The 12,262-nt window shown below is 56.0% G+C and carries 13 protein-coding genes; 8 read left to right on the forward strand and 5 right to left on the reverse strand.

Annotation, left to right across the window (positions count from 1 at the left end):
- Nucleotides 1-105 precede the first annotated feature (105 nt).
- Together pedF and LA5095_RS30380 are read left to right on the forward strand one after the other, a co-directional pair.
- Nucleotides 106-831: a cytochrome c-550 PedF gene (gene pedF, locus LA5095_RS30375; protein WP_082442581.1), complete on the forward strand. Its 726-nt coding sequence runs from the start codon at nucleotides 106-108 to the stop codon at nucleotides 829-831.
- Entirely contained in the window at nucleotides 831-1,748 is a 918-nt protein-coding gene (locus tag LA5095_RS30380) for a substrate-binding periplasmic protein (protein WP_055391719.1), read from the forward strand. Before pedF ends, LA5095_RS30380 begins: the two co-directional genes overlap by 1 nt.
- Nucleotides 1,749-1,774: 26 nt before the next feature.
- Here the strand turns inward: LA5095_RS30380 and LA5095_RS30385 are convergent, their stop codons facing one another.
- On the reverse strand, nucleotides 1,775-2,701 hold the full coding sequence (locus tag LA5095_RS30385) for an FAD:protein FMN transferase (protein WP_055391720.1): 927 nt from the start codon (nucleotides 2,699-2,701) through the stop codon (nucleotides 1,775-1,777).
- A complete protein-coding gene (locus LA5095_RS30390; RefSeq protein ID WP_082442585.1) occupies nucleotides 2,698-4,791 on the reverse strand; it encodes a 4Fe-4S binding protein in 2,094 nt (697 codons plus the stop codon). The genes LA5095_RS30385 and LA5095_RS30390 overlap by 4 nt, the downstream gene beginning before the upstream one ends.
- A 171-nt stretch (nucleotides 4,792-4,962) precedes the next feature.
- On the opposite strand from LA5095_RS30390, the gene LA5095_RS30395 reads away from it, so the two are divergent.
- Nucleotides 4,963-5,379, forward strand: a complete 417-nt coding sequence (locus LA5095_RS30395) for a c-type cytochrome (protein WP_055391721.1) — start codon at nucleotides 4,963-4,965, stop codon at nucleotides 5,377-5,379.
- Between the two features lie 153 nt (nucleotides 5,380-5,532).
- On the opposite strand, the gene LA5095_RS30400 is transcribed toward LA5095_RS30395, so the two are convergent.
- The 3 genes from LA5095_RS30400 to LA5095_RS30410 all read right to left on the reverse strand — a co-directional run bounded on the left by LA5095_RS30400 (nucleotide 5,533) and on the right by LA5095_RS30410 (nucleotide 7,511).
- On the reverse strand, nucleotides 5,533-5,895 hold the full coding sequence (locus LA5095_RS30400) for an antibiotic biosynthesis monooxygenase (RefSeq protein WP_051644865.1): 363 nt from the start codon (nucleotides 5,893-5,895) through the stop codon (nucleotides 5,533-5,535).
- A 10-nt stretch (nucleotides 5,896-5,905) separates the two neighbouring features.
- On the reverse strand, nucleotides 5,906-6,457 hold the full coding sequence (locus LA5095_RS30405; protein WP_055391722.1) for a P-loop nucleotide/nucleoside kinase family protein: 552 nt from the start codon (nucleotides 6,455-6,457) through the stop codon (nucleotides 5,906-5,908).
- Nucleotides 6,458-6,617: 160 nt separating this feature from the next.
- Nucleotides 6,618-7,511: a LysR substrate-binding domain-containing protein gene (locus LA5095_RS30410; protein ID WP_055391723.1), complete on the reverse strand. Its 894-nt coding sequence runs from the start codon at nucleotides 7,509-7,511 to the stop codon at nucleotides 6,618-6,620.
- Nucleotides 7,512-7,627: 116 nt separating this feature from the next.
- On the opposite strand from LA5095_RS30410, the gene psrA reads away from it, so the two are divergent.
- The 5 genes from psrA to phnE (LA5095_RS30435) all read left to right on the forward strand — a co-directional run bounded on the left by psrA (nucleotide 7,628) and on the right by phnE (LA5095_RS30435) (nucleotide 12,169).
- Nucleotides 7,628-8,737, forward strand: coding sequence for an iron-containing alcohol dehydrogenase PsrA (gene psrA, locus LA5095_RS30415; protein ID WP_055391738.1), 1,110 nt, complete (start codon nucleotides 7,628-7,630; stop codon nucleotides 8,735-8,737).
- A 62-nt stretch (nucleotides 8,738-8,799) separates the two neighbouring features.
- Nucleotides 8,800-9,696, forward strand: coding sequence for a phosphate/phosphite/phosphonate ABC transporter substrate-binding protein (locus tag LA5095_RS30420; protein WP_055391724.1), 897 nt, complete (start codon nucleotides 8,800-8,802; stop codon nucleotides 9,694-9,696).
- A 55-nt stretch (nucleotides 9,697-9,751) separates the two neighbouring features.
- Nucleotides 9,752-10,504, forward strand: a complete 753-nt coding sequence (gene phnC, locus LA5095_RS30425; protein WP_082442587.1) for a phosphonate ABC transporter ATP-binding protein — start codon at nucleotides 9,752-9,754, stop codon at nucleotides 10,502-10,504.
- A 2-nt stretch (nucleotides 10,505-10,506) separates the two neighbouring features.
- The gene (gene phnE / locus LA5095_RS30430; RefSeq protein ID WP_055391726.1) at nucleotides 10,507-11,328 is read left to right on the forward strand and encodes a phosphonate ABC transporter, permease protein PhnE; all 822 of its coding nucleotides are present in this window, start codon (nucleotides 10,507-10,509) and stop codon (nucleotides 11,326-11,328) included.
- A 10-nt stretch (nucleotides 11,329-11,338) separates the two neighbouring features.
- A complete protein-coding gene (phnE, locus tag LA5095_RS30435) occupies nucleotides 11,339-12,169 on the forward strand; it encodes a phosphonate ABC transporter, permease protein PhnE (RefSeq protein ID WP_082442582.1) in 831 nt (276 codons plus the stop codon).
- Nucleotides 12,170-12,262: the final 93 nt, after the last annotated feature.

Raw genomic sequence — 12,262 nt, forward strand, 5'->3', positions numbered from 1 at the left:
AGGCTGATCGTCAAGGCAAGGAAACGAGACTTGTCCCTTGGTACAATAGCGCCTCTGTCCGAGCTGTGCGTATTTAAGTTTGACGATCTCGGGAGGAGAGAAATCATGAATTTTCGCAATTGGATGCTGGGCATCTTTGCGGCAGGAACTGCCCTTTCCCTGACATCTCTGGATCCGATCGGACGCGTGGAAGCACATGGAGATGTCGCTCCGCAGGCAGTCGATACGGCCGGTCTTCCGGACCTCGGTGAAGAGTGGCTGGTCGAGAACCCCTGGCGCGACCCGGACAATCAGTTCTGGGCGCTGGCAATCAAGGTTGGTGCCTCGGGCTATAACCAGAATTGTGCGCGTTGCCACGGTCTGGAAGTGATTTCCGGCGGCCTTGCCCCGGACCTGCGCTATCTGGAAGCCGATGACTTTGGCGACGAATGGTATCTGGAGCGGTATCAGAACGGATACACACAGAACGGTGTAACCAAGATGCCGGCCTTCGGTGAACTGCTCGGCCAGGAAGCCGCCTGGGCGATCCGCACCTACGTCGAGACAAGGCCCGATGAAGGTGCTCTTGACCCACATTCAGAACGGCTGAAAGCAATCCGGGACGTAATCCAGGAACTTGCAGAAAAGGCAATGCCGGCAGTCGAAGCCGAAGACACAATCGCACCTCTTCGCACTGAAATGGAAGAAATCGCGGATTCCCTGGAAACAGGTTCGGGTGCTCCACGCGCGGAATCAGTTGCTTCACGCGCCGCGCTGCAGTTGGATGGTTCCGATGATAGTCTCAAGAAAACAGCAGAAATCCTGACGATCGGATTGTCGGCCGCGAAGTAATGCTCCACCCCGGTTTGAAAGTAGGTTCCGCCGTTCTGGCCATGCTTTGCATAGCCGGCACGGCGGCATTCGCTCAAAATTGCGAAAATGTCCGTTTCGGTGATGAGGCGGAACGCAAGCCGCAGAATTTGAGCCGTGACATTGTCGGTCAAAGCATGGACGACATCCAGGAACGCGGCTTCATCAAGATAGCCGTCTATGAGGACTTCCCGCCATTCTCGTATGAAGAGAAGGGTGTTTTGAAAGGTGTCGACATCGACATCGGGCATCTGATTGCAAAGGACCTCGGGGTAGACGCTCGGTTCATCGCAACCGCTGCCGACGAGAATGTTGATGGTGATCTGCGCAACAATGTCTGGCGCGGCAAACTGATCGGTGGCCAGATTGCGAATGTCATGCTGCATGTTCCCTATGACCGGGAACTGGGCTGCCGGAACGAGATGGTCGTCCTTAACGGCCAGTACTACAACGAACAGCTGGCAATAGCCTATCGGAAGGACGAATACCCTGAAGACCCGCCGGTTCCGGCGTATTTTCGCTTCGACACGGTAGGTGTCGAAAACGACACGCTCTCGGATTTCTATCTTTCCGGGTTTGCACGCGGGCAACTTGTTGCAAACATGCGGCGTTTTCCGACCACGGACGATGCAATGGCGGCACTTGCGGAAGGTGACGTCATGGCCGTGATGGCACCGCTCTCACAAATCGAACACGGCCTCACCGACGCCATCGCTGTCCACTTGCCGCCCTTTCCGGGACTGGCCAGATCAAGCTGGACCCTGGGCATCGCCGTTCGACACAACTGGCGGCCTCTTTCCTACGCAGTCGACGACGCAATCCGTTACGCCGTTGAAGACGGTCGGATGGCGCGCATATTCAACGACCACGGACTGACGTTCACAAAACCGGACTGGTGACCGACTGCACTCTGGTTGCTCGGCGATCAGACCCTGACAAGCGAACCGTCACGATCCTCCAGCCAGATCGCCTGAGCTGCTCCCGAAACAACACATTTTTCGGCCAGTTCCCTCGACGATGTAAGCGCGAGCGCCGTCGACAGGCCATCGGCCCAGGTCGCCGTTTCCGCCTGCACGCTCACCGATTGCCATCGTGGTTCAGTGTCTGTCAGATCCGGGTGCATGATATGGCCGCTGCCGTTGCTGAACCGCGTGCCCGAAGGCGCGGATGTAGCCACGGCTGCATTCTTCAGGTCGATGCTGTCCAGGATGTTGCCGCTCTTACCGGCGACACCAATGCGTGCACTCTGTTCTCCTGCCCTGTATTCGCCGATGTGAACCAGATAGGGATCAAAGCCATGTGCGCGCAGCACTTCACTCGTGCGATCCGTTGCAAATCCCTGAGCAATACCGTTCATCGTCATCGCCATGCCGGGAATGGAATAGTGAAGTCGGGACGACTGACGGCGCACTTTGTCCCAGCCGACCAGTTCACCCAGTGCAGCCCGTTCTTTGCGCGTCAGGCCGTTCGGTCGCCTGGCCTGCGCCACCATGAGCGGCTGAATTGTAGGATCGAACAGACCTTCGGTTTGTCGGTTTATGCGATCGACATGCCCGATCAGGCGGGCGAATTCCGGCGGCATCTGCAGCGTGCCGTCTGAGTTCAGGCGATTGAGTGCGGAACCGGCTTGATACAGCGAGAAGTGCCTTTCCATCCGGTGGATCGTGTCGCGGGCAGCAGTCAGCGCCCGCGCTGCTTCCTTGCTATCCGAACTGAAGAGTTCGATACGGGCCTCGGCTCCCAGCGCTCTTCCGCGCCAGACGACCGGTTCGGCAGTTGCTGGTCTTGAACCTGTCGTCGCAAGAGCGCATCCCGCCATGATGGTCAGGAAACGGCGGCGTCCCCTGTTCATAGCTGCCTCCCTCTTTTGGCAAGCACAAGCGGCACACACCGGGCATCGTCATCATGGATGGTAACGCAATCAAGACACTGGAAACACTCGTCGTATCGAATACCGCCGGTCGGTTTGATCGCGTTGTAATTGCACTTCACGCGACAAAGCTGGCATGGACTGCCGCAGGCATCCCGGCGCGGGATCCAGTCGCGGATACGCAAAAAACCGCCAATAGCCATCACCGCTCCGAGCGGACAGATGTAGCGGCAAAACCCTTTGAACACCATTGTGCTCAACACGAGCAGACCGACGCAGTAAAAAACGAAATACCATTCGCGTACGAAGAAGGTCGTTACCGCCGTCTTGAAGGGTTCAACCTCGACTGCAGCATCCAGGTAACCCGGCGCGACGAAGGCCAGAAGAACAAGGCCCGCAAGAATGACATACTTGAGTTTGACCAGCCAACGGTCGATCCTGTCCGGAACGCGGATCTGCGGAAAGCGAAGGCTGCGACCCAGATGATGCATGAATTCCTGCATGGCTCCAAACGGACACATCCAGCCACAGAAAAAGCCACGACCCCAGACGAGGAATGTCACGAGAACCACGGCCCAGATCAGCAACGAAAACGGATCGTAGAGCAGGAAGGACAGGCTCTGTCCTTCGAAGAGACCCCGCATCACACCCAGTACGGTGACGATGGATAGCTGTCCCTGTCCCCACCAGCCGACGAAGCCGATCACACCTGCCAGTATCAACAGTCGAACGGCCGTGTAGTGCCGGTATCCGGCAAACCGGGACTGGCCGAACAAGAGCAACGGCACGAGTGCGGCCAGACCCCCGGCAAGTACCACGAGATCGCCCGATCTTGCCTGCATTGCCTGCCGCCAGACAGGAACCGGTTCGGGAGGTTCATCCCTGATGAAAAAACGTTCATCGGTCTTGTGAGTGAGAGCAAAGTCCACGGTTCCGATTTCCGGTCGGAAAGACCCGTGCTCGCGTGTCGCACGAACCGACAAGGACCAGTCGCCGGTCGGATCGAAGCCAAGCCTGCGGTCCGTGCGCAGAACCATCGCCACTTCACCCGGTATCCCGTCACGCAATTCGATATCCAGATCGGCATCGCGCAGGGAGATCGGCAGCCCGTCCTGACTTGCCGTGATCAGGTCGGGGCTGGTATTGCGCACGAAGTCTTCCGTAACCAGCCCGTGACGCCCGGCGTCGATCACCAGGATCGGTTCATCTTCAGGTGAAAGCTCCTGAAAATTGCGCAACTGGACCAGACTGTCCGGCTCAAGGATGGCTTCGGCGATTGCCGGCGGCCCGATATCGACCACCCACAGATCAAGGTAGGGCTCGTCGGGTTCATCCTTTGCCAGTTCATCGTCGTCTGCCCAGATGGTATCGGCGAAGGCGTCGTCAACCTCACGGTTGGTCACCAGTCGCCGGCCCACGAGACCCTCCTCGACAATGTCATCCCAGGTCAGCTGCTCTGCGTGATCCAGGTTGGGCTCGGCTGCCGCCCTGCCGCCAATTCCTTCGATCTTCTCTCTTGCAACCTTGAACGCGGCCGCCAGAAGCGTCTCGTGTGCAATGCGCACGCTCGCCGTCGCCTTGGTCACGCCGTCCAGATAAACCAGCGACGATCCGCTGCCTTCATCGCCGTAGGGAACGCCGATAACCAGGGAATCGGTGATGGAATAGCCCTTGTACTGGGCAATGAACTCCTGAAACGGAGCCTCTCCCAACCCTGACACGAAAATCGGTTCGTTATGCGAAACAAGATCGACATCGATCAGCCGGCCTTCGAGGGTCAAAATGACAAACAGGTTGATCGGGGCGCCCGAGAAGCCCGGAAGTGGGGCCAGCGGCGTTGTTTCGAAGGCATACCCTGCAACCCTGCCATCCAGGTTGATCAGCTCGTATATTCCTCCGTCGAGCAGATCCCCCAACTGATAGGGTGGTTGAATGTATTGCGCGGCCTCGGTGCGCTCCAGTTCCAGCGCATTTCCGGCAGACATCGCAAATACGAGTGCGGTGACCATGCAAGCCAAATGCAGCGCCAGCACGCCGACGATCTCACGCGACCTGTTGTGAATCTCCTCCATGAAGCGCAGTTTTTCCGCAGGCGTAAGCTGACGCAACTGTCCTTTAGATCAAGATGGCCTTCCGGATCGGTCTTTGCTTGTACGAAAGGCCAAGAATTTTCTTGATCAAGATCAACGTTTCCCGGGTTTGACTGTCGTTTTCTCCTCTCACTCTACGAGAGGAGAAAACGAATGTCGGTCCGCAACCTTCTTTTGGCAGCAATGACGCTTGGTCTTGTGCATTCTGCCCAGGCATCCGAAGTTTTTGAGCAGGCCAAGATCACGGCTGGAGAAATGCTCTACAGGGTGGAATGCCGGCGCTGCCACGCTCCGGACACCAACGACCCGAGTTACGGTCCCCCGCTTGAAAATGTCATTGGCCGCGGCGCCGGAACGTTTCCGGACTACGAATATTCCGAGGCGCTGGCGTCGTCCGGAATTGTCTGGACACCTGCTGCTCTGCGCGCCTGGATGGAGGACAACACCGGGTTTCTGCCGGGTACAAAAATGCGGCATGTCGGGATAACGGACAGGACGGTACAGGACTTCATCCTGACCTATCTGGCAAGCCTGTCGACACAGGCAAGCGATGGAACAAACGTTGATTGAAGGTGTTCCGGCAACAGATCACGCCAGGCGATTTTGGCTGTGCAGGCAGTGAATTCGAAGAAACCGCGAGGAGTATACAACAGATAGCCAGGGAGAAAGTCTGTTTGACAGACTTCTGCTTTTGGTGTCCCGGCTTTACTCTTGGAGGAAGAGTTAACGCCGGAAACCGTACTCCGTCACGAAGAACCGTGGCTGCATTGGCTCAAGGGTACCGCGCAGCTTTTCAAGTTCGTCCCTGGGACCGTGCACTTCCACGCCCGTTATCTCAACCAGCGCTTTAGTGCTTTCAAAAACATGCGCACCGATCTTCATATGTTCGATGATCGCATCGGCGCTCACATAGTCTTCGCGGGACACGGCGCCACCGTTGTCATCAAAACTGTACGCGGAAGCAAGATGACCGGGCTCCTTGTCTCGCAGCGCAACCATCTTCTCGCAATTTTTGCGGAATGCACTCGCGTTTTCAGCCGGTATCGTGAAGTACCCGATCAAGGAAATGATATGCGGATATGACATTACAGGCTCCTCAACGGCCACTTTGTTTTTCTGAAGTGCAAAGACCAAAACGGGAAACAACGGTCGCTGCCATTTCGTCGGCTGTCGCAACTCCACTATCAAGCATTAGGCAGTTCGGTCTTGGCGCAGGAGCGGGAACAAAAATCGAGTTGAATTCGTCCAGGCTCTGTTCCGTTGTGATCTTGCCGCGTTGAGCGCGCTCTGAATTTCCCAATCGTGACAGCACCTCCTTGCGATCACAGCTAATGTGAACAGGGAGTATCTCACCGTGGCATTTGTGCATGATGGCTGCAAGATCCTCGAATTGCAGACGGTCGCTCGCTGAATAACAATAAGTCGTAACAAGCATTGGAATGTCGTGTTTCGCGGCAGCCTCCACGACCGAGCAACGCACGGTATGGACAAGTTCCCAGAACCCGGGAGCACCGAAGTCAAAAACAGTTTGAGCAACGTCAATTGCAACATGATTGTCGAACAGACGACCAGGCACAGCCCTCAACAAAGCCCTGGCGGTGGTCAATTTACCGGTTGCCGGTGCGCCGTGGATAAAGACAAGTTTCATCACGAATACTGCTCTTTGACATTAGCGAAACGGGTCCTCTCAAGGTTCCCGTCTTCAGTACTGACACGGCAATAACCCCGGACCGCGTTACCTTAGGATAGTAACCCTCATTCTTGCCCCCACTTCAATCACACCCCTAAACTCCCGGAAAGCGCAGCTGTCAGGCAACTGGAGACCAGGTGCTTTTCTTTCCATTTCTGCCCAGGGCAACATCACAGAACGAGTTTATCAGTCGAGACTGCTCGCGTTCCTTGAGAAAGGCCAGATAGTAGTTCGTCTGGATATCGGCGTCCGTGATCGGTATGGGGCGCAGGTTCGGGTGCGGGACAAACTCGAAGTCCGCCACGAACCCAAGTCCAAGGCCTTGCTCAACCGCTTTCCAGATGGCTTCCCGACTGCCCAGTTCCAGTACCGCATCCACTTTTACATTGCGATTGTCCAGCTCTCTTTCGATCGCGGTCCGCGTTGTGGATCCCGCTTCCCGCCGAATGGTTTTCTCGCCTTCCAACTCGTGTATCGAAATACTGGCGCGGTCATAGAAATGATGGTCCGAATTCACGAAGGCAACCACCTCGTGCACGCTGTAAAGCAGGGTTGTCACGCGCTCGTCCACGGGAACTTCGGCTATGATCCCCACATCAGCATCGAAAGACAGGATTTGCTCGAAGCAATGCGTTGAATTTCCAAACTTTACCTGAACATCAATTCCCGGATAATTCTGCTTGTAGGCAACGATCATGTCGGTTGCGTGAAAAGGCCCGACCGCAGCCAGGTTGAGTGCCCCGGCATGGAACCCGCGATAGCTGTTCAACAAGCTTTCCGCATCTGTTTCTGCCTGAACGAGCCGCGAGGTGATCTCCATGAGCTCCTTTCCCGGCCCGGTCAGGTGCACCTCGCGTCCGACGCGGTTGAAGAGTTCCACCTTGTAGCGTCTTTCCAGCGCCTTCACCTGTGTTGAAAGCGTCGGCTGGCTCACGTTGCAAGCCTTGGCTGCATTGGAAAAACCACCAAATCGAGCAACAGCGTGAAAAGCACGGAGTTCGGACTTAAGCATAGATACAGTATATAGAACACATCGAAACAATCAATTTGATATATGCATTAAGGCTGTTCATGCTCTCCTTGAATGTGACAACCGCGTCTCAAGTTTTCGAAATCAAAGGGACAAATATGTGGGCCTATAAAAACCCGGTTAACGTGCTTTTTGGTGAGGATGAATTCTCAAGACTCCCGGACACAATTGGCGGGAGGCGGTACGCGCTGGTGACCTATCCGGAGCCCGTATTTGCGGAGCTGGCTGACAAGCTCGCCAGGACGGCCGGGGAACCGGTTGTCAAGATAAGCGATGTGGCTCCCAATCCGGATTATGAATTGCTGCGTGTCCAGTGTGACCGTTTCGCGGTGGCAGACGATGTTGACGTCATTGTCGCGATTGGCGGTGGATCGGTCATTGATTCAGCCAAGGTCTTTGCCGCCGCCGGCGGAGATTTTAACCGCATTGTGAGGTTCCTGGAGACGAAGGAAGGCGAAGATGAGCTGTCCTTCCTTCCGATCGTTTCCGTCCCCACCACGGCGGGAACCGGCAGTGAAGTCACATGCTGGGCCACCGTCTGGAATGAGGCAGCGGCGAAGAAGTACTCGCTGGCCCATCCCCGGCTGTATCCCGAAATCGCCCTGGTCGACCCGGCCCTGATGCTTGGGAAGCCCTATGGACTTACATTGGCGACCGGTCTGGATGCATTGTCGCATGCTCTGGAAAGTATCTGGAACCGGAATGCCAACCCGGTTTCCGCGCAGCATGCCGTGGCGGCCGCAAAGCGTATCCTGCCCGCGCTCCCCAAGGTGCTGCGTGATCCAGGCAACATTTTCTTCAGACGCGAAATGGCCGAGGCTTCATTGTTCGCCGGCCTTGCATTTTCCAATACGAAGACTGCGATTGCACACAATCTCTCCTATCCGATCACCCTGGGATGGGGTGTCCAGCATGGCATCGCCTGCTCCTTCACTCTGCCGACAGTCCTGCGTTCCGTGTCCGGCATCGGGGGATTTCGCGAAGATGCGCTCAAGACGATTTTCGGCGACGACCTTGAGGAGGGTGCTGAATTTCTGACCCGGTTTCTGAAAGATCTGGGTGTGGGAACACGCTTTGTGGATCACTCGGTGCCCGAAGGCAAATGCATGCAGATCATTGACGAGGCCTTTGCCGGGGAGCGCGGCAAGAATTTCATCGGAACCAAGGAGAATTTTCTCGCAGCGGCCCGGCACCAGGGTCTGATCTGATCAACGGATACCCAAAAACAAGCGGGATCAACCCGTCAAATCAACCTACCGGAGGACCAGAAATGAAGCTAACAACCCTTTTTCAGACCGCCCTTGCTGGTACACTTGTTGCGATCGCAGGTGCAGCAAGTGCTGAGGAATGCAAGAATCCGGACGTTTTGCGTTTCTCGATGATCCCTACGGAAGAGACCACCCAGGAACTTGCGCTTTACGAGCCGATGGTAAACCAGCTGAAGGCAGCCACCGGCAAGAACATCGAATTCTATCTTCCCACGTCCTATGCCTCCGTCGTTGAAGCAATGCTTGGCGGCTTTGTGGACATCGGCATGCACGGTCCATATTCCTATGTCATCGCACAGGAAAAAGACCCGTCGCTGCAGGTGTTTGCAACTTATGCAAAACACAAGGGACACTTTCAGGAAGAAGGCCCTGGCTACAAGGCTGTGCTTGTCTCGCGTTCAGATTCCGGCATCGAGAAGATCGAAGACATTGAGGGCAAGGTTGTCGGGCTGACGGATCCCGCGTCGACCTCGGGAAACCTGCTGCCGCGCGTTTCCTTTACAAAAGTCATCGGCCAGGATCTGGAAGACCACTTCAGCCGCGTTGTCTACACAGGCGGACATGACCTTTCCGCAATCGCGGTTCTGGAAGGGCAAGTCGATATCGCCTTCGTCGCCACCCACCGTCTGGACAATGTCATCGACCGTGGACTGGCCAAGATGGAAGACTACAATCTCATCTGGTCTTCCCCGGTTATTCCGCAGGATCCGTTCGTGGTTTCCGGTCAGCTCTGCGACGAGTTGGTCGGTCAGATCACCGAGGCCTTTTTGACGTTAGGCGACAATGAGGAAGGGCAGGAATATCTGAAAAATGTCAACGCCAGCCGTTTCGTCGCCATGTCGGACGATGATTACAACATTATCCGCGACCTGAAAGCGGCAAAAGACGCCAAAAAATAACCAAAAACCTGGTGCGCGCCTTTCACGCGCACCAGATTTCCGAGGGAGGCGGATGATGGCCGTTTTGACCGTCGAGGGACTTAAGGTGCGTTACAGCGCAAAAGGCCCCGAAATTCTCAAAGGCATCGATTTTGAAGTGCAGGACGATGATTTCCTGGCGATCATCGGACCCAGCGGGGCGGGAAAATCCACGCTCATCCGGTGCGTCAACCGACTGGTTGAACCCTCCGACGGCAAGATCGTGCTTCTGGGAGAGGATGTGTGCGCACTCAGACCAAGGGCACTTCGCAATCTCAGACGCAATGTCGGTATGATTTTTCAGGAGTTCAACCTGATCAATCGCATGTCCGTCATGGACAACGTGCTTTCGGGCAGGTTGGGCTACACGGGCAACATGCGTTCGTTGTTCCGTGCCTTTCCTCAGGACGATATCCAGCTCGCGCTGTACTACCTGGACCGTGTCGGTCTCAGCGACCACATCGACAAACGCGCAGATGAATTGTCCGGTGGCCAGCGCCAGCGCGTCGGGATCGCCCGCGCCCTGATGCAACGGCCCAAACTGCTCTTGCTGGATGAACCCACCTCAGCGCTTGATCCCAAGATTTCGCGGGAAGTCATGGCTCTCATCCGGGACATTGCACTGGAACTGAAAGTCCCTGCCCTTTGCAATATCCACGACGTGCAGCTCGCCAAGGAATTCTGCAACCGCATCATCGGCCTGCAGGATGGCTACAAAAAGTTCGATGGTGCGACAGAGCAATTGCGAGACGCGGACCTGGATGACATTTACGCCATGGAGGTCCTGTGAGCATGGCAGTGATTGACGCAAATCCTGCGGCATTGGACCAGCAATATGAATTGCGCCGGCGTCGCTATGTGAAGATGGGCCTTATCTGGTTGGCCGTCATCGCCTTTGTTGCCTGGTGCGTCAACGGAACGATCATTGAAGATACCGACTGGTCCCGGATTGGCGGCCGCAGCGGTGTTCTCAGTTCGATCGGCCGCTACCTTTCACTCGACCTCGGGCTGTTGCCAGAACTTCTGATCCCCACTCTCGAAACTTTCATGATGGCCTCTGTCGGGACGGTTCTGGGGTGCTTCCTTTCACTGCCTGTTGCCTGGCTCGGAGCAGCGAATGTCACGCCATCGAAAACCATTCTTTATCCTCTCGGCCGATTTCTGATGGTCCTCAGCCGCTCCGTTCATGAAATCGTCTGGGCGCTTCTTTTCGTCAGTGCTGTCGGACTGGGAGCACTGCCGGGCATTCTGGCCATTGCCATGCGTTCGGTCGGCTTCATCTCGAAAATTTCAGCGGAAGCCATCGAGAACATCGACACCAAGCCGGTTGAAGCGATCCGGGCGGTGGGCGGCAGCCAGTTTCAGGTGATGTATTACGGAATTTTGCCGCAGATCTATCCGGTGGTTCTGGCCACCGTGATATTTGAGTGGGATATCAATATCCGCCGTTCCGCCGTTATGGGTCTGGTTGGCGCGGGTGGACTGGGTCTGCTTTTCTTCCGCCAGATGAACAGTTTCAACTATGGCGGCGTCACCATGGTGATCCTGGCAATCCTGTTCCTGATCATCATTGGCGAAATCATCTCTCACTACCTGCGTAAAGCTGTGATTTGAGGAGGCACCGATGACCGATCAGACAGCCAACTCGATTCCCGCGCGGAAGTGGTCGCGGTTCAAATACCCTGACTCCCTCTACAAATACGGCACATTGCTGATCGTATTGGTGTTTCTGGGTTATTCGTTTCACTTTCTGAACATCGACATCACCAGGCTTTTCGGCGCATTGGGTCGGCTGATGGGAGTGGTCAGCGACCGCTACTATCCACCCGATCTGGAGTACGTGCTGGACAAGGGCTACCTGGCAGCAATTCTCGACACGCTCCAGATGTCATTTCTGGGTGGATTTGCGGGCGTTTGCATCGCGATTCCCCTCGCCTGGTTTTCTGCAGCTAATGTCTCGCCCGCCCGTGCCTTGTTTCCGGTCGGACGCCTCGGCGTGATTTTCTGCCGGGCAATTCACGAAACCATCTGGACGATCCTCTTTGTCTCGATACTGGGCTTCGGAATGCTGGCAGGCGTCAGTGCTCTGACCATGTTCTGCATCGGCTTTGCAGGCAAGCTGTTCGCCGATGAAATAGAAGCCATTGAAATGGGGCCGGTCGAAGCCATGCGGGCAGCCGGCGCCAATCCGTTCCAGGTGTTCCTCTTTGCCGTCGTGCCCCAGGTTCGCGTGGCCTTCACCGGGATCGCGATCTACACGTGGGACGTTGCTTTCCGCGCCGCCACCGTGGTGGGCTTTTTCGGAGGCGGCGGCATGGGCTGGTACCTGAAAAGAAACGTTCAGCAGCTGGAAAACCTGCGGGTAGCCGCAATAATTCTCTCAATCATAGCCATGGTTCTCATCGCGGAATTCCTGTCCGGATATCTGCGTTCAGCAGTGAACCGTGCGAAGTAAGAAAGTCCAAAGGATATCCAAATGAACATCCAGACCGCCGTTGAAGCAAACGGGCGTGTTTACCCTGCTCCGAAGGTAGCGGCTGTTTCGATC

This window comes from Roseibium album, from assembly GCF_001404515.1.
GTDB lineage: Bacteria > Pseudomonadota > Alphaproteobacteria > Rhizobiales > Stappiaceae > Roseibium > Roseibium album.

Excerpts from the sequence above, each read along its gene's own strand:
- pedF (WP_082442581.1), top strand. The coding sequence starts at position 106 with ATGAATTTTCGCAATTGGATGCTGGGCATCTTTGCGGCAGGAACTGCC.
- LA5095_RS30380 (WP_055391719.1), top strand. The coding sequence starts at position 831 with ATGCTCCACCCCGGTTTGAAAGTAGGTTCCGCCGTTCTGGCCATGCTT.
- LA5095_RS30385 (WP_055391720.1), bottom strand. The coding sequence starts at position 2,701 with ATGAACAGGGGACGCCGCCGTTTCCTGACCATCATGGCGGGATGCGCT.
- LA5095_RS30390 (WP_082442585.1), bottom strand. The coding sequence starts at position 4,791 with ATGGAGGAGATTCACAACAGGTCGCGTGAGATCGTCGGCGTGCTGGCG.
- LA5095_RS30395 (WP_055391721.1), top strand. The coding sequence starts at position 4,963 with ATGTCGGTCCGCAACCTTCTTTTGGCAGCAATGACGCTTGGTCTTGTG.
- LA5095_RS30400 (WP_051644865.1), bottom strand. The coding sequence starts at position 5,895 with ATGTCATATCCGCATATCATTTCCTTGATCGGGTACTTCACGATACCG.
- LA5095_RS30405 (WP_055391722.1), bottom strand. The coding sequence starts at position 6,457 with ATGAAACTTGTCTTTATCCACGGCGCACCGGCAACCGGTAAATTGACC.
- LA5095_RS30410 (WP_055391723.1), bottom strand. The coding sequence starts at position 7,511 with ATGCTTAAGTCCGAACTCCGTGCTTTTCACGCTGTTGCTCGATTTGGT.
- psrA (WP_055391738.1), top strand. The coding sequence starts at position 7,628 with ATGTGGGCCTATAAAAACCCGGTTAACGTGCTTTTTGGTGAGGATGAA.
- LA5095_RS30420 (WP_055391724.1), top strand. The coding sequence starts at position 8,800 with ATGAAGCTAACAACCCTTTTTCAGACCGCCCTTGCTGGTACACTTGTT.
- phnC (WP_082442587.1), top strand. The coding sequence starts at position 9,752 with ATGGCCGTTTTGACCGTCGAGGGACTTAAGGTGCGTTACAGCGCAAAA.
- phnE (WP_055391726.1), top strand. The coding sequence starts at position 10,507 with ATGGCAGTGATTGACGCAAATCCTGCGGCATTGGACCAGCAATATGAA.
- phnE (WP_082442582.1), top strand. The coding sequence starts at position 11,339 with ATGACCGATCAGACAGCCAACTCGATTCCCGCGCGGAAGTGGTCGCGG.